Source organism: Spartinivicinus ruber (genome assembly GCF_011009015.1).
Lineage (GTDB): Bacteria > Pseudomonadota > Gammaproteobacteria > Pseudomonadales > Zooshikellaceae > Spartinivicinus > Spartinivicinus ruber.
In genome coordinates this window covers 4,031,533-4,057,007 of sequence record NZ_CP048878.1, presented here as the reverse complement: position 1 = coordinate 4,057,007, position 25,475 = coordinate 4,031,533, and the positions used below count along the sequence as shown (strand labels likewise).

Sequence of the window (25,475 nt, the reverse complement as noted above, 5' to 3'; positions counted from 1 at the left end):
AGTATCTAGAATCAGTGGCAACCATGAGATGATCTAAATCAATATCATCACTTTTGCTGGCATCAAGGCATCGGCTTACTACCATTTTTATCATTGTCTACTAACCTAGGGGATAGAGATAAGTATATTTATTAATCATTTTCAACAACATTACAGACAGTTATATTTTCCATATCAGGTAGTATCAAAATGGCCACAGCAGCTCAGTTAAAGGCAACCCCAATTGGTTTTGTGAAAAAGTCTTATGGTGAAGTATACGCTTATGATACGGGCGGGAAGCAGCGTAGTTTAAAGACAGGCGATGAGATTTACGCATTTGACACCATTAAAACCCATTCTGGGTTTATCATGGTGGAGTTTATTGATGGTAGCTGGATGGATATGGGAGCCTATGATCAATTGACGTTTAATGAAAGCCTATTTGGGAAAGAGGCATTAACGGCTTTAATGATGACAGAGCCTGATGATGTGGAACTGATAAAAGAAGCATTAATAGCTGGTAAAGATCCGACTGATATAAGTCAACCTACTGCTGCAGGTAGCCCTGAAACAGAGGCGACGATTGAGGATCTTGGATCTGTTCCGCCTGTTGTTGAGCATGAGTCCCCAGCAATTTTAGTAGCAGAAGATCAACCTTCGATAAGCACCACTGAAATTCAGCAAGATGTCGGTCAGGCGCAAACCTTTTCAGAAATTGAAGTGGATGAACCAGATAAAACGGTTGCTGTTGCCCCTGTTAGCATTATAGGGAGTGCTGCCGATGATATTATTTTGGGTACATCTGGCAATGACTTAATCCAGGGCGGTCCGGGCAATGACACTATTACCGGAGGTGCTGGAGCAGATGGATTTATTTGGAACCAAGGTGATGATGGAACAGCCATAGCGCCTGCTATTGATACAATTACTGACTTTAGTCGTAGTGAGGGTGATTTTTTAAATTTCAGTGATTTGTTGGTGGGTGAGAACGCTGGTAATTTAGATCAGTTTTTACAGCTTAATTTTGCTGGAGGAAATACCACCGTTAATGTTAGCCCTGATGCTTCAGGAGTGGTTACACAGCAAGTGTTGCTCGCTGGAGTTGATTTATCTGTTGACTTTGGTACCGCTGATTCAGCCACTATCGTCAATAATTTACTTGATGAAGGCAGTGTTGTAATCACCTAAGTCTATCTACTCTGCCCTTGAACAGGGCTGAGTAGATAGTGATCTTTATTGTTTCGCCAACTGAGTAATGGGTTGTTGATAAACGGGTTTGCCTGCCACCCATGTTGCTAACACTTTGGTTTGCCAGAGTGTCTGTTTTTGGGTCGTAAATGGATCCCTGTCTAGCAAGATAAAATCGGCCCAATACCCTGGTCGTAAATTACCGACTTTATTTTCCTGGTGTGCGGCATAAGCAGCATTATAAGTAAATAGTTTGAGTGCTTCTGCCACCGTTAGCTTTTCTTCTGGATACCACCCTTTGCTTGGCTGGTTATTATGATCTTGACGGGTAACGGCTGCATGAATCCCATAAAAGGGATTAGCCGGTTCAACTGGAAAATCTGAGCCACCCGCAATAAGGGCGTTGTGGTTAGTTAATTTACGCCAGGCGTAGGCCCCTTTAATACGCTGTGGTCCAAGTCGATCCTCGGCCATATTTTTATCGCTGGTAGCATGAATAGGCTGCATGGAAGGGATGATATTAAGTTTGGCAAAACGAGGAATATCTTCAAGCTGAATCACTTGGGCGTGTTCTATTCGGTGGCGCAAGGATGAATGGGGATTCAATGGGCTCAGTTGCTGGAAGATATTCAGAGCCTCTGAATTGCCACGATCACCAATGGCATGAATATTGACCTGAAAACCATTATGTTGAGCTTGTTTGGCTAGCTGTAATAATTGTTTTGGTGAATAAAGTAATAGCCCTTTGTGGTTTTTTTTATCTGTATAACTGGTATGTAAAGCAGCACCTCGGCTACCTAAAGCCCCATCAAAAAATAATTTAACACTACGAATAGTTAGGTAGTCATTAGCTGATTCAAATGGGCCTGCTTGAAGTAATTGGTCGTAGTCTTTACTTGAGCCTGATAGCATGGCATATACTCGAATAGGTAACTGTGCTTGCTTAACTAGAGTTTTATAGGCAGTTGCTGTTTGACTATTGATGCCGGCGTCATGAACACTGGTGAGCCCCACTTTTGCTAAACGTTTTAATGCTTCAGGCAATAGGGATAACTCCTCTTGCAATGAGGTTTCAGGGATATACTGACTAATGAGGTCCATTGCATTATCAATAAAAATACCCGTAGGATTACCTTTGCTATCGCGAACTATTTGTCCACCATCTGGATCAGGTGTTGTACGATTAATACCGGCTATTTTCATTGCTTTGGTATTAGCCCAGCCTGCGTGACCATCAACCCGTCTTAACCAGATTGGGCGGTCTTTGATAACTGCATCTAACATTGCTGCTGTAGGGAATTGTTTACCAGCCCATAGTACTTGGTTCCAACCTCTTCCTTGTAACCATTGTAAATGTGGGTGCTTAGTACTATAAGCCATTACCTTGTTAACTGCATCGGTTGCAGATATTGTATTTCGTAAATTAATTTGTAGTTTAGCCAGTGCATAGCCTTTGATATGACCGTGAGCATCAATTAATCCAGGTAGCATCGTCTGACCTTCGCCATTTAACCGTTTACCTTGAAAAGTTTTGGGGATATCAGCTTGGTTTGGATAAACTGCTTTTACTTTGCCTTCATTCAGGTGAATGGCTTTAAAGGATTGCCACTGATTTTTTTCCAGAAAATAACCATTAAGATTGTAAATAAGTAATTCCTTTGCCTGGGAAAGGCAAGATAACCATAATATGGTAATGAGCAGGATTGTTTTTAACATATCTTTTATCATAATTGTGTTGGTTGGTTTAAGTAAGAAGAAGGTATTTGTAGTTTTATAAAAATCCTCACTGAAGAATTTATTCCCCAGAATAGAGTATAGAAAGCAAAAGTTAATTGCAGTTATATTAAAGCATCCATAAAATTAGAGATGCCCCAAGGAAAGCCTACCATCTAAATAGAAATGGCACGTTAATATAAAATATAAGCAGTACAACTCAAAAATTAACAACCAACAAAAGAAGCTAGAGCCAAAGTGCAGGAACTCAGACTAATGATAAGACTAATCAAAGGAATACTCGCATCAAGCATAGTCGCCACATTTTTAATTCAGCCTGTAGTGGCACACACAGGTGATCAAGAGCAAAAATGGATTACATTAGGTAAAGATGCAGCGCTTAAAATAGAGAAGTTAATACCTGGATTATTAGTTGAGAGAAAAAAACAAAGTAAGTCAAATGATAATGCGGTGAGTGATAACTACGTTAATTTACTTGAAGAGAAAAAGAAGTCTACAACAATTGTTGTGAGAGCGATTAATACAAAACGTATTGGGCTGTTATCTATTTATATGCATCGCTTATTTAACCGATGTGGTGGGTTTGTCGTCCATTCAAACTATCAGGCTGCACAAAAGCACCTAAAGCAAACCTATGGTTATTTAGCTAAAGCAAAACGACGTATGTTAAGTGAGACGGTTGCAGATACATATTCAATTAATCAACAGCTGTTAGTCACTGAACTATTGCATCAAGTGGCAGAAACCCAAATCAGACATACTATTGCCAAACTATCAGCCTATCAAAACCGTTATTATTTAAGTGAAACAGGAGTAAGTGCTGCTAAATTTATCAAGCGACAGTGGGCTCATCTAGCACGTAATCGGAATGATGTCATGGTTAAACTATATAATCATGACAGCTATCCTCAGCCATCAGTGATAATGACCATACCCGGCAAGTCTAAGCCAAATGAGATAGTCATCATAGGCGGGCATTTAGACTCAATTAATGGTGGTAATCCCCGGTTGAATTCGCTTGCTCCAGGGGCTGATGACAATGCTTCAGGTATTGCTAGCATCACTGAAATTATTCGAGTTTTGCTAAATAATGATTTTTACCCAGAACGTACTATTCAGTTTATGGGGTATGCAGCAGAAGAAATAGGCCTATTAGGTTCATCTGATATTGCTGCAGAATATCGAGATACAAATAAGACTGTAGTAGGAGTAGTTCAGTTTGATATGACTAACTTTCAGGGCAGTACCAATGATATTGTGTTAATGGAAGACTTTACTGACTCCCTACAGAATCAATTTTTAGCTCGACTAGCTAGAACTTATTTACCTGACATGCAGGTTGGCTACTCAAAATGTGGCTATGGCTGTTCAGATCATGCCTCTTGGACTGCAAATGGCTATCCTGCTTCTTTTCCTTTTGAAGCTACTATGGATAAATTAAATCAAAAAATTCACTCAACTGAAGATACAATAGCACAGTCAGGTGGTCACGCCTTACATGCGCAAAAATTTGCTAAGTTGGGTGTTGCTTATGTAGTGGAAATGACTAAAGAACAGCTCTAAAAATGCACTTTTTTCACGATAGCTGCGTTAGCTCCGTACTCAGCTCCTCATGTATTGCTTGTACACTGCGGTCTCCCGTGTGGTGCTGCCTTGCTCTCCCGAAAAAGTTACTATTTTTAAAAGTGCACTTTATTTATGGATAAGGATGTTGAAATGAAAACGAAATGGCTAGTTAAATCACTAGCAATCATTGGCTTTAGTTGTCAGCTTAGTTGGGCAAGTGGATTAAATGAAGGAATTACTTGTGGGCTGATTGATCAAACCACAGAATCAGTTAAATCAACTCAGGCAAACTTGCCAAATCAGTTAAGTTATTCAGCAGCAATACACCAGATAATGAATTATTTATTTACTCCCTTGCCAGACAGTGGTTATGAATTTGATAATTTTTTATCCTATTTAAATGTTTTGTATGAGGATAGTTTAGGTATAAGTATTACTCCAAGGGAGTTAGACTTATTGCTCTGCACCTTTTTAAGTGAATCGACTATTGAGTTGTATTCAGACCGTGGTGAAGCTGGTTTAGCAGAGTATTTACCAGAGAATTATTATTTATTTCATTTAAAACTCAATGTTTTAGATGGGTTTATTGCCCATGGCTGGCTATTGGTTAATAAACAGAGTGGACAAGTGAGCTTAGTAGGGTTGGATGACTAAAAATTATTTGATTGTTAGGGCCTGTTAATAGGCCCTAGTATTTAGCAGGGTATCACTGAAGTTGATGAGTTTTTTTAGTCGTTTGTTTGAGTGGCACTCGACGAATGGCCAAGCATAGATAATAATCAGGTTTACATTACCTAACTTCCCAGGCTGTTTGAATAAAAGAGAGTTGCTTATGGAACAAAATAATGTATATCAAAGCCCTAATAGTGACTTAAGTAAAGAAGGGCAGGACGAGATTTATGGTGATCTGAACATACTGAATGCAAAAGGCAGAATAGGGCGAGTTCGGCTACTTGTCTGGGGTATTATGGTAGGTTTATTATTTATAGGGCTCACCGTAATCGTTAGCGTGCCATTTGCTGCTATTGGCGGGGCTGCAACATTAGTTGGTGGAGGCTTAACGATCATTCTCTATGTTGCTTTGCTATACTTTTATGTTATTTATACTATCCAGCGTTGCCATGATATTAATATATCAGGTTGGTTTTCAATTTTATTTATAATTATCCCATTTGTGTATCTCGTTTTGTATTTTATACCCGGTACTAAGGGTTAAAATAAATATGGCCATCAGCCACCGCCGAATTCTCGTAAAGTAATTGTAGCTGCGCTTGCCGTACCTATTATTGTTGGAATTTTAGCTGCTATTGCTATTCCTGCATATCAGGGTTATATAGAAAGAGCTCAGCAAAAACAGTTAGGGAACTGAGAGGTTTTTGAGTATTGTTAATTTTACTCATTATTAATTATTATCTTTATGAACTATGGTTAGGTTTGAAATTTATATCAATGGAAAACTCTATTCCGAAGCTGATGTGGCAGCTGGAAACGGCTGTATTCAAATTAGTCGGTGATGAAGGAATGGGTATGGTCGTGACTGCTTATTTACCAACTTCCCTTGAAGCAAAAAAAATTTTGCACTGGGAATATGAGTGTTTAGATGTAGGTGATGAAATAACAATTAAACTGGTTAAAGCGGAGTCATCAGTAAACTAAGATAATAGATCATTCTGAGTCTGAAAATGAAGAAGAAGGTGAAAGCACTTTATTTTGCTCGTTTTGTGGAAAAGGTGATATGGAATTAAAAAATATTATCAAAGGAGAAACTGGTAATATTTGTGATGAGTGTATAGAGCTTTGTTATAGTATGATTGACGATGAAAAGTGACGTTGGAAAAATAACTAAAGATATCAGATTAGTGGTTAGCATTAGGGTTGGAGCATCAGTGATACCATGATACTCCTAATCTAAGCTTTATATTTCATTACAATAAACTATGACTCTTCTGTGCAACACTGAAAGACATATCCCATTAAATATTCATGAATTTCTTTACACCGTTCATGCTCAAGACCATAAACAGAAGACTCTTCTGGAAAATAAACTTTCCATTGCCCTTGGTCTTGTGGGGTTAAGGTAATTTGGGTATTAGTGGTTGCGAGCTTGACAGGGGTGGTGGAGGCTACCACAGGAATAACTAAAGCGTCACCAACTTGGACATACAAACCCTCTCGACCAGTGCTTTCAGCTCCTTTGCAACCTGCTAGTAAACAAAACTTAAAACGAGTGGGGATTAGTCCTAAGCTAACAATTTGTTTGGCAACGTCGTTACCTGATTGATAGGTTTTATAGCCACCACTATTGTAATCGGTAATAAAATTTTTATTGTTAGCGTGGCTAAGCAGGGTGATTGGGTGTATTTTTCCGCCGTTGTAACTATTTAGGTCTGGGTCTTTCCAATAACGTTTGGCTACACAGGCCGCATCGGTACTGACAATTTGTAAATAGTCATCCAATGCGGAGTCATTTTTTGATATTTCAATTACTAGGCTTTTTTTAACCATTTTTTCATCCTTGAAAACTGCGATAATTTCCTTTATTTGAAGGTGTTGCTACAAGTTTTGAATATAATTAAGGTGAAGTTATAAGGAAGTATATAAACAAGCTGGCTGTTATACTAAAGTACATTTTGTTATAGCCTGTGTGAATGGTTATTGGCTGTTTATGGGGTTATTGGTTTTGCGCTGGGTTGCCTGTACAATCTGCTTATGAAAAAGCTATTTATGATTCTCATCAAAGCTTATCAGCTGGCAATTAGCCCGCTATTAGGTAGAAACTGCCGCTTTTATCCCAGTTGCTCTAGTTATGCGTTGGAAGCGTTGGAGCAATATGGTGTGATTAAAGGGTGTTGGTTTGCGCTTAGGCGGCTACTGTGCTGCCATCCTTGGCATCCCGGTGGTTATGATCCGGTGCCAGGTATTATTAGTAATACTGCGCAGACAGAAGAAAGTTGTGTTGGTCAAAGTCATTCCCTTCATGGCGATAAATGTTCCCACAAGCTGAATAATTCCAAGTAATGATTGATTGGAAATAAATCTAGTGTTGAATACCCTGTTAACTGATATTCGCTAGCCTATGGGGGAAACAATTAGGCAAGCGAAAATAACTTACCTCTCACTTGATGTCGGTAATCGCTTGGGCTTGCTAAAGCATGTTTTTTGAAGGTTCGCGCAAAGTAGCTTTCATCATTAAAACCAACGACATCGGAAATTTCAGCAATGGTCAGATTCGTGTGGTTGAGTAGTTCTTTGGCCGCTTGAATTCTAATTTTCTGTAAATAAGTCGATGGTGTTTGGTGGGTGGCGGCTTTAAAGCGTCGATTGAAGGTACGTAAGCTCATTTGTAACTGTTCGGCTAGCCGCTTCCATTCAAAGGCTTCACAATGGTGGGCTGCTATCCATTGTTGCGCTTCGATGATGACTTCATCTTGATGGTTACGGGTGTCTTCAAAAGAGTAGTAAGAGGTCTCGTAAGGTCGGCGAATTTCCCGGGAAAACTGTTGTTCAACTCGCGTAGCAATTTTTTCACCCAACAATTTACCAACTAAATGCACGGTTAAATCTGCAATAGAATTGACACTGCCTGCGCAATAGATTCGCTCACTGTGGGTGATTAAATGGTGACGGCATAGTTCAATATTGGGATAACGGCGACTAAAAGCATCGAAATAATACCAGTGGGTGGTGGCAGGCTGGTTTTCCAATAAACCAGCTTCGGCGATCAGACAGACCCCAGTACCGGCCGCACACAAAGTTGCTTGTTGTTGATATTGCTGTTGTAGCCATTTAATCAATGACGGGTGATTATGAATTGTGGTTTGAGGATTTCGCCACAGGCCAGGAATAATGATTAGATCAGTTGTTTTAATCTCACTAAGTGAGCAATGCGGTGTGATGCTTAGCCCACCTGTAATAGCAACGGGTTGCCCATCCCAACTGCCAACTATGATTTCTAGAGGATGTTGGCGGGTTTTATGATAAGCCTGATAAGTGGCATTGGCTGCATTCAGCATTTCCATGGGTAAGGTTAAACTGGTGCCTAGCATGTGCTCAATGGCAATCAGGGTAATTCGGGTGTTCATTGCAATAATACGAAGCCAGTTAAAAGCTATTGACCAAATAGTCCTAGTATTTGGCGAAAATGTCCAGCCCTATTCTCTCGAACAAAATTACACTGTAGTGAGTGTTTAGTGGTGCATCCATGTAATTGAAGGGTGCCTTTCAAGCGTTCTACTCGTTCCAAAACCATTGGCTTACACCTTTTGCAACTAAGCAAAGCGTTGCTGCAGGTAAATCAAACTCAAGGAGTAATGGTTTGTCTAGACTTCCTGTCATTGTTGGTATGGGGGGTATTAACTCCGCCGGCCGTACCTCACTACATCATGGTTACAAGCGTTTAGTCATTGACCAGCTGGCTCATGCAGATGCCGATAGCACTTGGCAAAGCTTGGCACAACTGATGGGTATACATTATCAGGCTGATCAACAGGATTATATCAAGCAGCACACGCTTATTCGCCGGATAGAGTCCAGTTATTTTGATACAGAACAACTGTCTTATCATCAAGCCGAGCATTTTCAGGCGGGTAACAGTGTGGTGTTGGCTAAACGAAAGCTGCCGGTTGATATTCCTGCGCACTGGCAAGTTGAAGCAGTTGATGAACGCCATGTCAAAGTAACGTTTACGGATAATCAAGCTTGGCTATTACCTGCTACTCGGCAAGCGACTGTTCGTGCGGCAGGGCAATTACCCAGCGGCTTTCGGCCTGATCAACTCTACCCATCCCGCAATCATCCACGGGGCTTACAGCTAACCGTTTATGGGGCATCTGATGCACTGGGCTCATTGGGTATCGATTGGCAGCAGGTTATGCAACTAGTCAAGCCTGATCAGGTAGCTGTTTATGCAGGCAGTGGCATGAGCCAATTGGATTACAATGGCAATGGCGGCATGTTAAAGGCTCAACTATTGGGCAAACGTGTCACATCAAAGCAATGCCCTTTAGGGATGGCGGAAATGCCAGCGGATTTTATTAATGCTTATTTATTAGGAAGTGTTGGTAATACTGGTACTAGCATGGGGGCTTGTGCCACTTTCTTATATAACCTGAAAAATGGTATAGACGACATTCGTAGTGGACGTTGCCGGGTAGCCGTTGTGGGTAATGCTGAAGCCCCTTTGCTACCTGAGGTTTTTGATGGCTATGGCACCATGGGGGCATTAGCAACAGACAACGAGTTACGTGCTTTAGATAAGTTAGCAGCCGACCATCCATTAAATTATCAACGTGCTTGCCGACCTTTTGGGGAAAATTGTGGCTTTACCTTGGCAGAGTCTGCTCAATTTGTTGTGTTATTTGATGATGAGCTGGCGTTGGAGCTGGGTGCTAATGTATTAGGGGCAGTCGGCGATGTGTTTGTTAATGCTGATGGTTTTAAAAAATCCATTTCCAGCCCGGGAGTTGGTAATTACTTGACTGTGGCTAAAGCGATGGCATCTGCTCGTGCTATTTTAGGTGAAGAAGCGCTACGGTTAAGAAGCTTTGTCCAGGCTCATGGAACGGGTACACCACAAAATCGGGTAACAGAATCGCATATTTTAGATAAGGCTGCTGAAGTGTTTGGCATTACGGATTGGCCCATTACAGCAGTAAAAGCGTTTGTTGGACACTCTATTGCAGCGGCAGCAGGTGACCAGTTAGCCAGCACGTTAGGGGTATGGCAATATGGAGTATTACCAGGCATTACTACTATTGATAAGCCAGCAGCCGATGTTTACCAAAAACACTTGAAACTTAATACCCAGCATCAAACATTGGATAAAACAGCACTGGATATTGCGCTGCTCAATTCTAAAGGGTTTGGTGGTAATAACGCCACAGCATTTATTTTGGCACCTCATATTACCCAGCAAATGCTACAGAAAAAACATGGTAAAGCAGCTTATCAACATTATTTAAAAGCTAACGAACAAGTACAGGCCAATGTAGAAGCATACGACCAGCGTTGTATTACTAATCAACAACAGCCGGTTTATCAGTTTGGAGAAGGGGTTATTGATGGAGAAGCTATCCAGTTTGATTCGCAAACGATCCGTTTGCCTGGGTTTGAACACGAAGTTTCATTGGATTTAGAAAACCCTTATCCTGATATGGTTTAATTTAAATATTTCACTGGGCTGTATGTCTTTGTCATGTGGCTCAGTGGAATCATAGAATATTCACACATCAATTTATTGTGCCTTGTCGGTTTAACCAGAATATCCTTTCTTTAATATCTACTGAAATCACCAGCTATTTCATAGTATCTAATCCATACTCGCACACGTAATTGATTCACTATTAAGAGTGAATACGTATTTTCCGAGAAAAAAATAGTTATTTTGGCTGATAATAAGTTGGGTTTATATGTATGAAATAGAGTTGCATTTATTTTAAGGTTGTTTAAAATTTGTTCATTCTGGAGCTCTTCAGCTGAAAGTTACTTAAGTTTAGTATTGATAAATCACTTGTGAAGCTAATGAAACGACTGCCTACCCCTTCTGAAGTTAAAATTAACTGTCTCATCTTTATTGCTGTGTTATGTGCAATGTCTGGGATAGTTTACTATGGTAAAAACCCCAGCCCACCAGAGAGTGTGGAGCAAAAGTATTTAAATCTGAGCTCCTACGAGCAGTCTAAAGAAAAATTTAAGGACTTGGTATTGAACTCAGAAGACCCCGAACAACTGGATTCGGCTTATAACGAATTTGTTGATGATGTTCAAAGTAATATTGCCTTTATGGAGAGAGTAAAATCAGGAAAAGATAAGTTGTTTTACAGTATTTTGAGAAAATTTGTTGAGGAAACGGCTCAAAAAAACAAGCAATTGGATGATGCAATGATTGCAGTTCAATCACCTAGGATTCTTGACTATGCTCTGTTAAAAAGAGAAGGTGAATTTGAGTTCCAAATAGGAGTGGTTAAAAACTATATTAAAGAAGCAACTGAAAATAATGAGTATACTCTAAATGCTATTTTAAACTTAAATGAAAAGTTAAAAGCGCTTGGGGAAGATAGTCAAATATATAAAGGCTCAGTAAGTGTACTAAATATAACATTTTCAAGGCAAAAGCCTACTTTAGAGTTATTAGGTCAAGCGCATGTTGACTATGGTAATCACATGCTAGAAGTTCTAGAGAACCTTAAGAATAACAAGGAAACATGGCTATATGAAAATGATGAGCTAATAATTAATGATGATGCTGTTCAAACTAAACATAATCAGCTTGTAGATTCTCTAAATGGAGATGAGAACAAAATAAATTTGTTGGTAGAAAAGCTGGTGCAATTAATATAAAGCGCTTTTGATTGAAGTAAGGTAATATTACTTTTGTCTTCGCACTCAGTAAGTAGTAGTCAGTTAATACACCCCAAGTGTATCTTTAAATCATGACTTAAACACACAGAGATATCCCTTCCAGTAGATTTGGTTTTTCCTAAACTTTGATCTCAATCCAGCTTTGCTATTTTGTTATGGTTTATTGAGTATTCTAGGAAGCAGATCTTGCATCATGTGAGTTGAGTGGCAATGCAAGATCTGATAAAACAAATCATTTGATTAGGTGTGTTATTGGTTACTAGAAATGAGCTTGTATGACTGAAGTACTTTTAGAGTTGAATTTTAGGCAGGCATAACTAACACAGTTTATGTGTTTTGCACTGGGTATATAGTGATTACAATGCTACCGCCAATATCTGTTAGTTTACTGACATGCTGAGCGCTAATATGGGATTGGAAGTAATTTGGTTTATTACCGCTCTCGTAGCCAAAATCAAATTTTCGACTAATTGCATGATCCCAGATATGTTTTGACTTTCGGGTTAACCCCATTACTAACGTATAATATTCCTCAATGATTTCTTCTAATTTGTTGCAGCTAGTTTCAAAAGAGCCATGATAAACATCACCAATTTTTTCATGTTGGAAGACAATAACACGATCCTCCCACTCTTGGATGATGGGTGTTAAATCTTCTGCTGATTCAATATCAAGATCAATATTGAGAAAACATATTTCGTTCATTGTATAATTCACCACTACCTTATTGTTTTTAGCTGTTAGTAAGTTCTACTTTATCATTCAGATTATTTAAGATAGTTGATAGTGCATCAACAGCTTCAAATACACCATAATTTCTTATGTTTGCCACTTTCTTTTGGTAAGTATTGAATTGTGTAGGCTCAAGTAGTTTGGCAATAGCCGGTGCTGTGTTACGGAATGTTTTGATAACCAGACCAAACTGATTAGCGATAATCCACTCACAGGTATGGCGTTCTTGTTGCATTGTTCGCCAGCTATTTTCGGTAATCACAGGTAAACCCATTTGGATTGCTTCTCCAATGCTATTTGGACCTGGTTTGCCAATAAAAAAATCGCCTAAACTCAAGTAGTAAGACATATTTGTCGTAAAGCCTTTAACCAAGAGTTTTTTTGATGTTTTAACCTTTAGGATTTTTTTGGCTAAGGTCTTATTCTTTCCACAGATAAAAATACACTGTAAATTGAATGGAGATCGTGCAAGTTGATTGGCAATTGATAACATTTCATTAGAGCCATTACCGCCAAAACTAATAACGGCTGTGGTCGCATTGGCGTCTAATCCGTGCTTTTGGCGTTCTTTCTGTTTGCTCGAGAATGGAGAGAAATATACATCTGGGTCTAGCACTGGGCCTGATAAACGGTGAATATGACTATCAATATAACCCAGCTGACGTGCTTGCTCTTCTGCCGTGTCAGTTGGGCAAATGGCATGTGAAGGGTAGTGGTTGTTGCGTTGGTTGGTTAAGTAGTATTTATCTAAATCCACAAGGTCGCAGAGTGAGGTGATAAAAGGAACCGTTGGGTGAACAGCCTTGACGGATTTTTCTAGCACGTCATTAACAAAAGGTAATAAAGAAACAACCATTGATGGATGGTTGTTTTGCCAGTAAGACTTTAGAGCTTTAAGGGCGTATTGATGTTTAAGAGGGATTTGCAAACGAATTAGAGGTACCATTACTGGCCAATAAATCCAACTAAAGCCGGACTTTAACAGGAAATTGTAAAATGCTTCCCAGTGTTTTCCTCTAGTAAGAATTTCAGTGTAAATATTTACAATCCGTACATTCCAATTAAGCTGTTGTGCTTGAATGGCTTTTTTTAGTGCTAGCGCATGGGCACGATGTCCTCCACCAGCATCGGTTATTAACAGATATATCTCTTTCACTCGAATTATCCTTATTATTTGTGAAAGGAGGCAGTTAAAGTAACTATAACCACCTCAATTAATATCTGGAATACATAATTAAGGATATTTTTAAAATTAAAAAATACCCTTAATTATTATTGAGCAGGGAGTTAGCGCTTAATTAATAACACTGGGTAGAATGCTTGGTTAATGCCCGCAAAATATCTGATCGAGTAATAATACCTACCAGTTTTTCATCTTCTACTACGGGGTATATTTTGGGTTGATGGTTAATAATCCGTTGTGCTACGTCAATAATATCATCGTTAGGTGATACCGTGAGTACTTCTTTTTGCATCACTTCATTGACTCTGGCATTTTGGTTGCAGTAATAAGAGCCTTCTAAAGCTTGTTTGACACAATCTTGTTCTGAGACGAAGCCAATCACTCGTTTATGTTCATCGACTACTGGCAGCCCTGTTAAGTGGTCATGAATGAGTCGTTCTACTACTTCATTTATAGGGGTTCCACAGCGGATAGGTTGGTGATGCTCGGTCATGTAGTCTGCTACACGAATCAACGTTTCTTTCATTGCTATCACTCTTAAATAAATAAGGCACCACAGTGTTTATCAGTTGTTTGTGGTGCACTACTCAACCATTAGTGTAGATCAAGCTTAGCAGTTTAGGTTAGGCACCTGGCCCACAATCAAGGCAATACTTAATCATTTCTGGGCCTAGTTTAAGTTTGCTGTTTAAATCTCGTAATGCGGTACGTAGCCCTTCTTCGATCACTGGATGATAAAAGGGTAAAGCTAATACTTCATTAATAGTTAAACGCTGTTGAACCACCCAGGCTAACAAGTGAGCCAGATGTTCTGCTGCTGGGCCAATCATTTCAGCACCCAATAACAAGCCAGTGCCCTGGGCACCATACACCCGTAATAATCCCTTATTTTTTAGCATTACACGGCTTCTGCCTTGGTCCTCAAAGGAAACTTCCCCCACAGCATAACAACCACAGGTTTGGTTTTCTTGATTAACTTGCTTAAAAGTTTGGCCAACCATCGCCAATTGTGGGTCAGAAAATACAACACTGATCGGAGTACGTCGTTGACCACTACGAATGGTAGGGTATTGACCGGCATTGTCACCCGCAATACGCCCTTCATCAGCCGCTTCATGAAGTAACGGTAGGTCATGGTTGGCATCACCGGCAATGAAAATATGGCTATCACCGCATTGTAGAGTATAACGATTATATTCAGGAAGGCCGCGTTCAGATAAAGGTATAGTGGTATTTTCCAATCCTAATTTATCGACATTGGGTGTACGGCCAGTTGCAGCCAATAAATATTCAAAACTGTCTTGCTGGGGATTGCCTTCATCATCGAGATATTCAATGGCTACTCCTTGCTCTGTACGTTGAATACGCTCTAACTTGGCATCTGCAACAAAAGGCAGTTGTTGCTTAAAGTGGTTGCGAGCATAGTCAATTACTGCTGGGTCAGTTAGAGGCCCTACTAAATTGCCAATACCAAATAATTTAACGTTCACGCCTAACCGGCTAAGCGCTTGCCCTAGCTCAAGACCAATCACCCCAGGACCAAATACGGCAACTGAATTGGGTAAATCTTCCCAATCAAATACATCATCATTAACGATTAATCGGTCACCGGCTTCAGTAAAAATAGCGGGATAACTTGGCCTGGAGCCTGTAGCTATGACAAACCGTTGGGCAGTAATAACAGTGTGGTTATCTACCTGTACTCGGTGATCATCAAGAAACTGTGCATAACCACGAATTTTATCTGCTGCGGAAATACTCTCTACAGACTCAACAACAAAGCCAGCAAAGCGATTCCGTTCAGAGCGAACCCGTTGCATAACTGCTTTTCCATCAATAAGAATCTCACCATTGGCTGTTATTCCAAAACCCGGCGCCTGCTCAATATGGTGAACTGCTTCAGCGGCAGCAATTAGCAGTTTGCTTGGCATACAGCCCACTCGTGCGCAGGTTGTACCATAAGGACCACCTTCGATTAACACAACACTATTCGTATGCATTTTAGCGGCTCGGTATGCACCTAACCCGGCTGTTCCTGCCCCAATAATGGCGACATCAACATTTAACTGCTTCATTAACTGGTTCCTTAATGATTTTGAATTTCAGATGTGGTTTATTATTGTGGGAAGTTATAAACAGGTAAAATTGATTAAATAAAAATGGCTTATTAAGAAAACTAATGGTTGTGTTAACAGGCCCTAAAAAAAAGCCACCTTAAAAGGTGGCTAAATGGTTGAGTAGGGGAGTAAGTACAGTCTGAATGTATTCAGAACTGAATTTATAGTGAAACTATTGAGCGAAAAATGCTTCCAGGTCGTCAGCGCCACCAATACGAATACCGCTGCGGAATACCTGAGGTACAGTATCGGCACCAGAGACAGCACGGAGTGAACGGCTAGTGGTATCACGGCCGATTTGGATTTCCTCGTATTTAGCTCCTTTTTCAGTTAGCAGCACTTTAGCTCTGGCACAATGGGGACAACCGGGTTTACTAAATAAGGTATAGAACTCAGGCTCTTCTGCTTTGGGGTTAATGTAGTTAAGCATGGTATCGGCATCAGATACTTCAAAGGGGTCACCTGGCTTATTAGGCTCAATAAACATTTTTTCGATGACGCCATCTTTTACCAGCATGGAGTAACGCCAGCTACGTGCGCCAAAACCAAGCTCGGCTTTGTCAACCAACATTCCCATTCCTTCTGTAAATTCACCATTACCATCCGGTATCAGTTGGATATTTTCAGACTGTTGGTCTTCTGCCCAAGCATTCATTACAAACGTATCGTTAACAGAAATGCAGGCAATGGTATCAACTCCATTGGCTCTTAAAACATCAGCCAGTTCATTGTAGCGAGGTAAGTGGGTACCAGAGCAGGTGGGGGTAAATGCCCCTGGTAAAGAAAATACTACGACTGTTTTATTCGCAAATAGCTCATGAGTTGTAATACTTACCCATTCATTGTTTTGTCTCACCCTAAAAGTTGTTTCAGGTACTCGTTGGCCTTCGCGATTGTCGAACATGTTGATTCACCTTAGTGTTAAATTAAAAAAACATGAATTTGGGCTATACATCTAAATTGGCTATATAGCCTATGCTTTGGATAAAAAAGCATTGTTGCCTTGAAAGTGAGCTTGATTATGCTGGGGGACAGGCTATTTGGAAAATTGATAATCTCTTTTTTTGCGATAGTTTTAATTAATTGTGAATTGTAATGAACTTACGCTTATCCAAACGCGCTATATCTCTGCTCATTGCTATTGGTTTAATAGTGTTAACAGCCAGTGGGTTGTTAGCACTTAAGTTAACGGCAAAGCAGCCTGAGCGTAAAGCTAACCAAGACCGCACCTGGAAAATAGATGTGATGACGGTGGAAAAGCAAGCGCATCAACCTGAAATTACTCTGTATGGACGAGTGGAGTCACCTTTTGAAACCACCCTGACTGCAGCCACCACAGCTTATATTGAGGCAGTTCCTGTGAGAGAAGGGATGTTAGTTCAGCAAGGTGAAGTACTAGTGATATTGGATCAGCGCGATTTATTGCTGATAAAAAGTCAAAGAGAGGCGGACATCATCAATATTAAAGCAAAAATAGCCGCTGAAAACACCCGTTATGAATACGATCAACGAGCTTTAATCGAAGAAAAAAAATTACTGCTAATTGCGCATAACGCAGTTGCACGGCAAAGCTCACTTAAGCAAAGAAACTTGTCTTCTGTCACTCAGCTTGAAGAAGCCAAGCAAGGAGAAGCGCAACAGGCGCTTAATGTTAATAAAATGGAACAGACGATCGTCGATTATGAAAACCGTTTACTGCAATTGCAAGCACAACTTAAGCAGGCAGAAGCTCTGCTTGCCCAAACCTTGCTTGATCTAGAGCGTGCAACAGTGACGGCCCCTTTAACCGGCAAAGTATCCCAAGTACAGGTAGCACCTGGTGCACGTGTACAAGCAGGAGAGCCTTTGTTGACTTTGTATGATGTGGCTAACTTAGAGGTGAGAGCACAACTACCTAGTCGGTTGCTGTCCCAGTTAAAAGCACAGTTGCCGTTAACCAAACAACATGTGCAGTCTAATGCTGCAGTTCAAGCCGATAAAATGACTAATGTTTCCAGCCTATCCGGTATTTTACAAGGTACGCTATCTGAAGCTAATGACATGCAACCAAATAAAACACTCGTTGTTCAATTAGATAGGTTTGCGGCTGCTGTTAGTCAGGGGCAGGGGGGAGTAGACGGCATTTTTCGAATTACTTCCACAACACTACCAAACTTGGAGCTGGGGCGGTCGGTGGTTTTGACATTACAGTTACCGCCTGTCTCAGATTCTATTGCTGTACCAGTAACGGCTATATACAACAGTCAGTATGTATTTAAAGTAGTCGACAACTTTTTGCAATCGGTCACTATCGAAAAAGTAGGTGAGCTGAAACAAGCAGGTAAAGAGTGGGCGTTAATTCGCTCAGAAAAACTGCAAACAGGTGATCGGTTAATGATCACACAAATACCAAATGCCATTACAGGTATGAAAGTTCAGCTGACAAGCGAGGTGGTTAATCAAACAAAAAAGCAACAGCTAACCACACAATCTAATAAAAGTAACTTAGCCTTGCAATCCTCATAATTGGACAGGAAGAATGGCTGAGAAAAAACCTCAACCAGGTCTGATCAATTTATTTGCCAGTCATCGAGTGGCAGCTAACTTGCTGATGTTTATTGCCATTTTGGCGGGTACCTGGGGCATAAAAAAACTCAATACCCAGTTTTTCCCTAACTTTGAAGTGGATGTCATCACGATCTCTGTAGTGTGGAGTGGCGCTACTGCAGAAGATATTCAATCATCTATTACTATTCCCATTGAGCAGGCACTCAAAGGTATAAATGGCATTGATAAAATATTTGCAACCTCTGCTCCAGGAAGTAGTCGATTGCGTCTGGAAGTGCAACCGGAAGCTGACTTAGTAACGGTGCTCGATGAAGTGAAACAGGCGGTTGATAATGTACGTAACTTGCCGACTGAATCAGAAAAGCCAGAGGTTCTGAAAGTTACCCGGTTTGAAAACATTGCCAAAATTTTATTAACCGGCTCTGTGCCTCTTGCTGAATTAAGACCGCTGGCATTTGAATTAGAACGGGACTTACTCCGGCAGGGAATTCGTAAAGTAGCGTTTGTGGGGTTACCAGAGCTGGAAATTGCTATTGCCATTGCTCCAGAACAACTGCATGAACTGGGTTTAACGCTAAACCAACTCGCTACAATCATTCGTCAGCGCAGCATGGACTTACCTGCAGGCACAGCTGGAAGGAAAGCTGGTGCTAAGCAGGTTCGCAGTTTAAGTCAGCAGCGAGAGGTTGAGGGGTTTTTGCAGTTACCTGTGTTGGCAAATGAACAAGGGCGGTTAGTTCGTTTAGGTGACATTGCTGAAGTAACAAAAGGACCTAACCCTGATGATGAGTTTATTACTTATAAAGGCCAGCCAGGGATTGAAATGCAGTTATTACGCACAGAGGCTGATGATACGCTTAAGTCAGCAGAGATTATGCGTCAGTGGCTGGAAAAAGTCAGGCCAACCTTACCCAAAGGTATCCAGCTGGTGGTGTATGATGAGTCTTGGGTTTACCTTAACGAGCGGATTGAATTGTTGTTGAAAAATGGAGTCGGGGGGTTAGTTCTGGTGATTGGCATGTTGTTTTTATTTTTAAATGTGCGAGTTGCCTGGTGGGTAACAGTGGGCATCCCTATTTCATTTTTAACAGCACTGGCTGTGTTGTATTTAATTGGCGGTAGTATCAACCTGATTAGTTTATTTGGTTTAATTATGACTCTTGGCATTATTGTGGATGATGCCATTGTGGTAGGTGAAAATGCATCAATGCGTATTCAACAGGGAGATAACCCAGAGCATGCCGCGATAGCGGGCGCCAATATGATGTTAGCGCCAGTAACGGCTTCGTCCTTAACGACTATTGCAGCCTTTTTACCTTTACTGATTTTAGAAGGAAATATTGGCAATATTTTAATTGATATTCCAACCGTGGTTATATGTGTGATTTTAGCTTCATTGGCAGAGTGCTTTTTAATTTTGCCAGGGCATTTAAACCATAGTTTTCGTCGACGTCGGGTTAAAGAAACCCAGTTAAGACAAAAATTGGACAAGTGGTTTAATCAATTTCGAGAAGGGGTATTTTTAAAAACCGTTAAACTCGCTATTGAATATCGGTTTCTCACCATTTTATTGGCTATCAGCTTGTTTGTATTCAGCTTAGCTATGTTGGTGACAGGGCATTTAAAGTTTACTTTTTTTCCTTCTATTGACAGTACTGTTATAAATGCAAGTGTTCAGTTTAGTGCTGGGACACCCGCGACTACAGTCGATGCATTTTTAGTAGAGTTGGAACGTGCACTTTACGAAGCGGAAAAAAAATTGGGTGAAACACTGGTAGTTAGTGTATTTGCTAATCATCGTAAAGCTGCTTTTGATAGTTTTTCAGGCACTCGAATTGAGGGAGATGAATTTGGGGCATTAAAAGTACAAATTGTGTCGGGGGATGAGCGAGCTGTTACCAATGCACAAATCATTCGGGCTTGGCAGCAATCTATTCAGCGGCCAGCGGGTATAGAACGCTTTTCTATTGCCCAGCGACGTCCTGGACCACCAGGTAAGCCAATTGAGATCAAATTAATTGGAACTGATGTCATAGGGTTAAAAGAAGCCGCGTTAAAATTACAACAAGCCATTAAAAATTATGCGGGTGTGAGTAATGTGGAAGATGACTTACCCTATGGTCGGGAACAGTTAATTTATAAATTGACCCCCATGGGGCAATCGTTAGGTTTAACCATTGAAGATATTGGAAAACGGTTAAGAAGTGCGTTAGATGGCGAAATTGTACAAATATTTCATGACAGTAACGAAGAAATTGAAGTAAGAATTGAACTGCCTGCCTCTCAACGGGATTATTTAACCCCTTTATTACAATTGCCTATTGTTTTACCCAATGGCAATACAGCACTACTTGCTAACGTAGTGTCATTTGATACACGACAAGGGATTGATACTTTAAATCGGGTAGATGGTGAATTAGCCGTATTAGTCAGTAGTGATGTGGATGAAAATACCACCAATGCCAATGATATTACTGCTGAGTTGGAAGTATCCGTGTTGCCTGGGTTGAAAACCCGTTATGGGATTAACTATGCATTTGAAGGGCGTAGTGCTGAACAACAGGAAACCCTAGCAGATATGCGACTTGGGTTGTTTATTGCGTTAGCATTGATATACATTATTCTAGCCTGGGTATTTGCTTCTTACAGTTGGCCTGTTGCTGTAATGCTAGTAATTCCATTTGGGATAACTGGAGCTATTCTTGGCCACTTTTTGATGGGGCTGAATTTAACAGTACTCTCGTTATTTGGTTTATTTGGCTTAACAGGGATTGTTATTAATGACTCTATTATTTTGGTCAGTGTTTATCGTCATTTGCGTGGAGAAGGCGTGATTATTGAGCAAGCGATTGTGAAGTCTGTGTGTATGCGGTTGAGGGCTGTACTGTTGACTTCGTTAACTACAATTGCAGGATTAACTCCTATATTGTTTGAAACTTCTTTGCAGGCTCAGTTTTTAATTCCAATGGCAACTTCTATTGTATTTGGTTTAGCCTTTGGCACAGTACTAATTTTACTGGTAGTGCCAGCAATGCTGGTAGTGGTTGAAAATATCTCACTGACAACTAAACGACATTTACGTGGTCTAATTGCAAGAATTTCATTTGGAGAATAAATAATATGACAACTGAGGAACGTTGGTTATTAAGGCCATTAGCTGTTTTGGTACTATTACCTGCATTAGCACTCCAAACAGTTGTCGCTGAAGAAGCGACCTTAGACGCAAGTAAAGAAGCGAAATCCACTCAGTTAACACTGTATCGACAAGCCACGTTAGTTAAGCAGCAATTTGCTAAGGCCTTACCCCAGGGCGATTATCAGCTATTACTACATAATATCAGTGATCAATTAATATTAGACTCCCTACAGGTACAAGTGGCAGGTGGGCAAATTAACGCACTGGAAATGATTCGTAAACCACTCACCGTTGATGAAGTGTTTAAACGATTGGTGGGGAAACCTGTGCGTGTTTATCAAGCAGGTAAATATCAAGCCAAAGCAGGAAAAGGGGTATTACAGGCTTATTCAAATAAGCTAGGTATTGTGGCACTGGATCATGGTGAGCAGGTAATTGTTAATTGGCAGGATAGTAATGGGTTACGGTTGGCGTTGCCAGAAAATACCTTGGCAGAAGCGAGCTTTGCACCTCGACTTAGTGCTCAAGTGTCGGCGTCAAAAGCATTGGAGTCAGCAACGGTTCAGTATTTAACCCGAGGTTTGTCGTTTAATACCAATTACAGTATTCAATTGCATCCAAGTCAATCAACACTAGACTTTGCTGTTACCACGGTTTTATCCAATAAGACGAATACAGTCTATCCTGAGGCTCAGGTAACTTTAGGGGTGGGAGATGTGCAAGAGCCAATGCCCCGAGGAGCAAGAGCTGAAATGATTGCTCAAGCAGCCCCTATGATGGACAAGGCGGTTTCAGAGCCTGAAGCGGTTGGTGATGTTCACTTTTATCACTTTAATCAACCGTTAACCATTCCAGCTCATTCTGAACAACAGTTGCCGTTATTTGAAAAGCAACAAGTAGCGTATAATCAATACTACCGACTAAATTGGTATGCCTATGCCTTTGACCGTAACTGGCAATCAGAAAAAGAAAATCCAGTTACCATGTATCAGTTTAAGAGTGATACCCCAATGCCTGGTGGAGCCGTCAGGGTATTTCAGGATGATAAGCAAGGCAGTTCCCGTTGGATTGGCTCTAGTCAATTAGCCGATACGGGGGCTAACCAGTTGGTGGATTTACAGTTAGGTAAAAGCTTTGAAATTGCGATTAAACGCAATCGCTTAGCCTATCAGCAATTGGATAGTAAAAATGCCAATATTGACTGGGAAGTTGAAATACACAACAGTAAAAAGGAAGCTGCGACAGTAGAGCTAGTCGCGAATGATCATAGCTTGGTAGAGATTAGCAAAATGACTGGCGCTAAACTTAAGGATGTTAATACCCTTGTTGTAGAGCTACCTGCAGAAAAAACAGTAAAAATTAATTATACCACGACTCATCAACGGTAAGTTTTCAATGGGTTATCAATCAATTGTTGTATTAACAGGTGCTGGTATTTCAGCAGAGTCTGGCATTAGAACTTTTCGGGCCAGTGATGGCCTATGGGAGGATCACCGAGTAGAGGACGTTGCTACGCCAGAAGGGTTTGCGGTGAATCCTGCATTGGTGCAAAACTTTTATAACCAGCGACGCCAGCAGCTGTTATCAGAAAGCATTAAGCCTAATGCAGCCCACCTGGCATTAGCTGACTTTGAAGCCCATTTTAACGGTGAGTTTTTATTGGTAACACAAAATATTGATAATTTACATGAGCGAGCAGGGAGTCAGCATTTATTGCATATGCATGGTGAATTGCTTAAGTCACGTTGTATTGCTACTGGACGCATTCGTGAACAAGCTGATGACATTCAAGTTGATTCTCGCTGTGAGTGTTGCCAGCAACCCGGTTATTTGAGGCCTCATGTAGTATGGTTTAATGAAATGCCGTTACATCTGGATGAAATTTATCAGGCATTAAGTCGCTGTGATCTTTTTATTGCCATTGGCACCTCTGGTAATGTGTATCCAGCTGCTGGCTTTTTTCATGAAGCAAAAAGCCATGGAGCGACTACTGTTGAACTTAATTTAGAGGCTTCATTATCAAGCGCCCAGTTTGATGTTCAGCGACAAGGGTTGGCAACTGAAATAGTACCTACATTTTTTAATGAAATTTGAAATTAATAGTTAAATAATAACTGTTTAAGGAGAAAATGGAAGAAGCTAGGTTTAAGCAGCGTGTTAAAACACGGTTAAATCGAATTTATGGTGAATGCCAAGCGAACACTCTGTTGACTAAACTGTGTCAATTAGTGGAGCGATATCGCCAGTCGACTGAGTCTGTTACCCTAAAGCGTTGGGATGAAACGGACGCCATCCTGATTACCTACGGCGATAGTCTTCTTTCTGAAGAGTCAACGCCATTACAAACCTTATCAGGTTTTTTAAATAAATATTGTCAAAAAGCATTTTCAACTGTACATATTCTTCCATTTTTTCCCTACAGCTCTGATGATGGATTTGCAGTTATTGACTACCGACAAGTCAACTTTGAGCTGGGGTGTTGGCATGACATTATTGAAATTAACCAAAACTTTGATTTAGTGGTGGACTTGGTCATAAACCATGTGTCTAGGGAAAGTTTATGGTTTATGGACTTTGTGGTTGGGCAGGGATACGGAAAGGATTTTTTTCATGAACTTGAACCAGCCAGTGACGTCAGTCAGGTAGTAAGGCCACGCAATAGCCCTCTGCTGGTGCCTATTCATACTCGTCGAGGTGTAAAGTATGTATGGGCAACCTTTAGTAATGATCAGATTGATTTAAATTTTGCAAACCCAGATGTTTTGCTTGAATTTGTGGATATTCTGTTATTTTATACCACCATTGGAGCTCGCTTTATTCGATTAGATGCCATTGCTTTTTTATGGAAAAAACGGAGTACTCCCTGTATTCATTTGCCGGAAACCCATGAAATTGTCAAATTATTCCGGGATGTACTGGAATATCTAGCATTAGGTGTAGTGTTAATTACTGAAACCAACGTGCCTGTTGATGAAAATATCAGTTATTTTGGTGAGGGAGATGAAGCACAAATGGTATATCAGTTTGCATTGCCACCGTTGGTACTGCACGCATTGTACTATGGCAAGGCTGATTACCTGACCACTTGGGCACAGCAAATCCCCCCTTTGTTACCAAACTGCACTTACTTAAATTTTGTTGCATCGCATGACGGGATAGGGTTAAGGGCTGTTGAAAAAATTATCCCTGAAATTGAAGTGATGCATATGATAGAAACGGTTCATCGTTATGGGGGCTATGTGAGTTTAAAATCGAATGTTGATGGCTCCGATTCCCCTTATGAGTTGAATGTTTCTTTATTTGATGCGTTGATGGGAACCCGGCGGGGGCCTGACCAATGGCAAGTACAACGTTTTTTATGTAGCCAGATTATTTTGCTGTCGGTACAGGGGATACCAGCGATTTATATTCATAGCTTAACGGCTACACCTAATGACTTGGATAATGTAGAGCGTACAGGAAGAATGCGCTCAATTAATCGCGCTCGATGGAACTTGCTAGCTTTAGAAAACCAAATAACACATCAGCATTCTGCACAGGGTGAAGTATTTAAAGCGATTATTCGGTTGTTACTTACGCGTCGTAAATATAAGGCTTTTCATCCGGATGCGCCACAACAGGTAATGTCTGTACATAAAAATATATTTGCGATTAGGCGGACCAGTTTATGTGGAGAAAATGACATTATTGTCTTTTGTAATGTTTCTCAAGTGCCTGTTACGCTAGCATTAGCTAGCTTCCCTAAGCAAAAACAACCCACTATTGACTTAATTAGTGGCAAGTCATGGCAGGCTGGTGAGAGTGGATACAGATTGCAACCCTACCAGTGTTGTTGGTTGCTTGTTAAGGACACAAAATAAATAAAGGGCAACTATTGTCAGTTACCCATCATTTGTTGTAAGTACACCATTCACTTTGGCTGTAGATATTGCTT

22 protein-coding genes are annotated in these 25,475 nt (G+C 40.5%); 14 read left to right on the top strand and 8 right to left on the bottom strand.

Going from position 1 to position 25,475, the window contains the following annotated elements; genetic code table 11:
* Window positions 1-189 precede the first annotated feature (189 nt).
* Window positions 190-1,167, top strand: a complete 978-nt coding sequence (locus tag G4Y78_RS18370) for a retention module-containing protein (RefSeq protein WP_163834414.1) — start codon at window positions 190-192, stop codon at window positions 1,165-1,167.
* A 45-nt stretch (window positions 1,168-1,212) separates the two neighbouring features.
* Here the strand turns inward: G4Y78_RS18370 and G4Y78_RS18365 are convergent, their stop codons facing one another.
* Entirely contained in the window at window positions 1,213-2,883 is a 1,671-nt protein-coding gene (locus tag G4Y78_RS18365) for an amidohydrolase (RefSeq protein WP_230425615.1), read from the bottom strand.
* Between the two features lie 273 nt (window positions 2,884-3,156).
* Here G4Y78_RS18365 and G4Y78_RS18360 point away from each other — a divergent pair, with 273 nt between their 5' ends.
* The 5 genes from G4Y78_RS18360 (at window position 3,157) to G4Y78_RS31750 (ending at window position 6,295) form a co-directional block, all read left to right on the top strand.
* Window positions 3,157-4,464: a M20/M25/M40 family metallo-hydrolase gene (locus G4Y78_RS18360; RefSeq protein WP_163834412.1), complete on the top strand. Its 1,308-nt coding sequence runs from the start codon at window positions 3,157-3,159 to the stop codon at window positions 4,462-4,464.
* A 153-nt stretch (window positions 4,465-4,617) separates the two neighbouring features.
* Window positions 4,618-5,121, top strand: coding sequence for a hypothetical protein (locus G4Y78_RS18355; protein WP_163834411.1), 504 nt, complete (start codon window positions 4,618-4,620; stop codon window positions 5,119-5,121).
* A 178-nt stretch (window positions 5,122-5,299) separates the two neighbouring features.
* Window positions 5,300-5,683 carry a DUF805 domain-containing protein gene (locus G4Y78_RS18350; protein WP_163834410.1) on the top strand — a complete coding sequence of 128 codons (384 nt, stop codon included), beginning with the start codon at window positions 5,300-5,302 and terminating at the stop codon, window positions 5,681-5,683.
* Between the two features lie 233 nt (window positions 5,684-5,916).
* Window positions 5,917-6,123: a hypothetical protein gene (locus tag G4Y78_RS18345; RefSeq protein WP_222937528.1), complete on the top strand. Its 207-nt coding sequence runs from the start codon at window positions 5,917-5,919 to the stop codon at window positions 6,121-6,123.
* Between the two features lies 1 nt (window position 6,124).
* On the top strand, window positions 6,125-6,295 hold the full coding sequence (locus G4Y78_RS31750) for a ClpX C4-type zinc finger protein (RefSeq protein WP_408022100.1): 171 nt from the start codon (window positions 6,125-6,127) through the stop codon (window positions 6,293-6,295).
* A 107-nt stretch (window positions 6,296-6,402) separates the two neighbouring features.
* On the opposite strand, the gene G4Y78_RS18335 is transcribed toward G4Y78_RS31750, so the two are convergent.
* Window positions 6,403-6,972: a hypothetical protein gene (locus G4Y78_RS18335; RefSeq protein ID WP_163834407.1), complete on the bottom strand. Its 570-nt coding sequence runs from the start codon at window positions 6,970-6,972 to the stop codon at window positions 6,403-6,405.
* A 219-nt stretch (window positions 6,973-7,191) separates the two neighbouring features.
* Between G4Y78_RS18335 and yidD the strand changes: the two genes are divergently transcribed.
* The gene (gene yidD, locus G4Y78_RS18330; RefSeq protein WP_408022077.1) at window positions 7,192-7,485 is read left to right on the top strand and encodes a membrane protein insertion efficiency factor YidD; all 294 of its coding nucleotides are present in this window, start codon (window positions 7,192-7,194) and stop codon (window positions 7,483-7,485) included.
* A gap of 71 nt (window positions 7,486-7,556) precedes the next feature.
* Here yidD and G4Y78_RS18325 read toward each other — a convergent pair whose 3' ends face one another.
* Window positions 7,557-8,549, bottom strand: coding sequence for a GlxA family transcriptional regulator (locus tag G4Y78_RS18325; RefSeq protein WP_163834405.1), 993 nt, complete (start codon window positions 8,547-8,549; stop codon window positions 7,557-7,559).
* Window positions 8,550-8,782: 233 nt separating this feature from the next.
* On the opposite strand from G4Y78_RS18325, the gene G4Y78_RS18320 reads away from it, so the two are divergent.
* Together G4Y78_RS18320 and G4Y78_RS18315 are read left to right on the top strand one after the other, a co-directional pair.
* Window positions 8,783-10,627 carry a beta-ketoacyl synthase gene (locus G4Y78_RS18320; RefSeq protein ID WP_163834404.1) on the top strand — a complete coding sequence of 615 codons (1,845 nt, stop codon included), beginning with the start codon at window positions 8,783-8,785 and terminating at the stop codon, window positions 10,625-10,627.
* 359 nt (window positions 10,628-10,986) lie between these two features.
* Window positions 10,987-11,805: a hypothetical protein gene (locus G4Y78_RS18315; RefSeq protein WP_163834403.1), complete on the top strand. Its 819-nt coding sequence runs from the start codon at window positions 10,987-10,989 to the stop codon at window positions 11,803-11,805.
* 348 nt (window positions 11,806-12,153) lie between these two features.
* On the opposite strand, the gene G4Y78_RS18310 is transcribed toward G4Y78_RS18315, so the two are convergent.
* From G4Y78_RS18310 to G4Y78_RS18290, 5 genes are all read right to left on the bottom strand, one after another.
* A complete protein-coding gene (locus G4Y78_RS18310; RefSeq protein ID WP_163834402.1) occupies window positions 12,154-12,531 on the bottom strand; it encodes a hypothetical protein in 378 nt (125 codons plus the stop codon).
* Between the two features lie 28 nt (window positions 12,532-12,559).
* Window positions 12,560-13,714, bottom strand: coding sequence for a glycosyltransferase (locus G4Y78_RS18305; protein ID WP_163834401.1), 1,155 nt, complete (start codon window positions 13,712-13,714; stop codon window positions 12,560-12,562).
* A gap of 142 nt (window positions 13,715-13,856) precedes the next feature.
* Window positions 13,857-14,267, bottom strand: a complete 411-nt coding sequence (locus G4Y78_RS18300; protein ID WP_163834400.1) for a CBS domain-containing protein — start codon at window positions 14,265-14,267, stop codon at window positions 13,857-13,859.
* A 97-nt stretch (window positions 14,268-14,364) separates the two neighbouring features.
* Window positions 14,365-15,816: a dihydrolipoyl dehydrogenase gene (locus G4Y78_RS18295; RefSeq protein ID WP_163834399.1), complete on the bottom strand. Its 1,452-nt coding sequence runs from the start codon at window positions 15,814-15,816 to the stop codon at window positions 14,365-14,367.
* A 214-nt stretch (window positions 15,817-16,030) separates the two neighbouring features.
* Window positions 16,031-16,762: a glutathione peroxidase gene (locus tag G4Y78_RS18290; protein ID WP_163834398.1), complete on the bottom strand. Its 732-nt coding sequence runs from the start codon at window positions 16,760-16,762 to the stop codon at window positions 16,031-16,033.
* A 191-nt stretch (window positions 16,763-16,953) separates the two neighbouring features.
* Between G4Y78_RS18290 and G4Y78_RS18285 the strand changes: the two genes are divergently transcribed.
* From G4Y78_RS18285 to G4Y78_RS18265, 5 genes are read left to right on the top strand one after another with little or no spacing between them, the layout of a single operon-like run.
* Entirely contained in the window at window positions 16,954-18,363 is a 1,410-nt protein-coding gene (locus G4Y78_RS18285) for an efflux RND transporter periplasmic adaptor subunit (RefSeq protein ID WP_163834397.1), read from the top strand.
* Window positions 18,364-18,376: 13 nt separating this feature from the next.
* On the top strand, window positions 18,377-21,520 hold the full coding sequence (locus tag G4Y78_RS18280; protein WP_163834396.1) for an efflux RND transporter permease subunit: 3,144 nt from the start codon (window positions 18,377-18,379) through the stop codon (window positions 21,518-21,520).
* 5 nt (window positions 21,521-21,525) lie between these two features.
* Window positions 21,526-22,929: a DUF4139 domain-containing protein gene (locus G4Y78_RS18275; RefSeq protein ID WP_163834395.1), complete on the top strand. Its 1,404-nt coding sequence runs from the start codon at window positions 21,526-21,528 to the stop codon at window positions 22,927-22,929.
* Between the two features lie 7 nt (window positions 22,930-22,936).
* Window positions 22,937-23,635 (top strand): Sir2 family NAD+-dependent deacetylase, encoded by a 699-nt coding sequence (gene cobB, locus G4Y78_RS18270; protein ID WP_163834394.1) that lies wholly within the window; start codon window positions 22,937-22,939, stop codon window positions 23,633-23,635.
* 35 nt (window positions 23,636-23,670) lie between these two features.
* Complete coding sequence (locus G4Y78_RS18265) at window positions 23,671-25,401, top strand: sugar phosphorylase (RefSeq protein ID WP_163834393.1); 1,731 nt, start codon at window positions 23,671-23,673, stop codon at window positions 25,399-25,401.
* The last annotated feature ends 74 nt before the right edge of the window (window positions 25,402-25,475 follow it).

Bases quoted from the DNA above. Each gene is read 5' to 3' on its own strand.
- G4Y78_RS18335 (WP_163834407.1), bottom strand. From the start codon at position 6,972: ATGGTTAAAAAAAGCCTAGTAATTGAAATATCAAAAAATGACTCCGCA.
- G4Y78_RS18290 (WP_163834398.1), bottom strand. From the start codon at position 16,762: ATGTTCGACAATCGCGAAGGCCAACGAGTACCTGAAACAACTTTTAGG.
- G4Y78_RS18315 (WP_163834403.1), top strand. From the start codon at position 10,987: ATGAAACGACTGCCTACCCCTTCTGAAGTTAAAATTAACTGTCTCATC.
- G4Y78_RS18310 (WP_163834402.1), bottom strand. From the start codon at position 12,531: ATGAACGAAATATGTTTTCTCAATATTGATCTTGATATTGAATCAGCA.
- G4Y78_RS18280 (WP_163834396.1), top strand. From the start codon at position 18,377: ATGGCTGAGAAAAAACCTCAACCAGGTCTGATCAATTTATTTGCCAGT.
- G4Y78_RS18300 (WP_163834400.1), bottom strand. From the start codon at position 14,267: ATGAAAGAAACGTTGATTCGTGTAGCAGACTACATGACCGAGCATCAC.
- G4Y78_RS18265 (WP_163834393.1), top strand. From the start codon at position 23,671: ATGGAAGAAGCTAGGTTTAAGCAGCGTGTTAAAACACGGTTAAATCGA.
- G4Y78_RS18355 (WP_163834411.1), top strand. From the start codon at position 4,618: ATGAAAACGAAATGGCTAGTTAAATCACTAGCAATCATTGGCTTTAGT.
- G4Y78_RS18365 (WP_230425615.1), bottom strand. From the start codon at position 2,883: ATGTTAAAAACAATCCTGCTCATTACCATATTATGGTTATCTTGCCTT.
- G4Y78_RS18285 (WP_163834397.1), top strand. From the start codon at position 16,954: ATGAACTTACGCTTATCCAAACGCGCTATATCTCTGCTCATTGCTATT.
- G4Y78_RS18370 (WP_163834414.1), top strand. From the start codon at position 190: ATGGCCACAGCAGCTCAGTTAAAGGCAACCCCAATTGGTTTTGTGAAA.
- cobB (WP_163834394.1), top strand. From the start codon at position 22,937: ATGGGTTATCAATCAATTGTTGTATTAACAGGTGCTGGTATTTCAGCA.
- G4Y78_RS18275 (WP_163834395.1), top strand. From the start codon at position 21,526: ATGACAACTGAGGAACGTTGGTTATTAAGGCCATTAGCTGTTTTGGTA.
- G4Y78_RS18350 (WP_163834410.1), top strand. From the start codon at position 5,300: ATGGAACAAAATAATGTATATCAAAGCCCTAATAGTGACTTAAGTAAA.
- G4Y78_RS18325 (WP_163834405.1), bottom strand. From the start codon at position 8,549: ATGAACACCCGAATTACCCTGATTGCCATTGAGCACATGCTAGGCACC.
- yidD (WP_408022077.1), top strand. From the start codon at position 7,192: ATGATTCTCATCAAAGCTTATCAGCTGGCAATTAGCCCGCTATTAGGT.
- G4Y78_RS18345 (WP_222937528.1), top strand. From the start codon at position 5,917: ATGGAAAACTCTATTCCGAAGCTGATGTGGCAGCTGGAAACGGCTGTA.
- G4Y78_RS18295 (WP_163834399.1), bottom strand. From the start codon at position 15,816: ATGAAGCAGTTAAATGTTGATGTCGCCATTATTGGGGCAGGAACAGCC.
- G4Y78_RS18360 (WP_163834412.1), top strand. From the start codon at position 3,157: ATGATAAGACTAATCAAAGGAATACTCGCATCAAGCATAGTCGCCACA.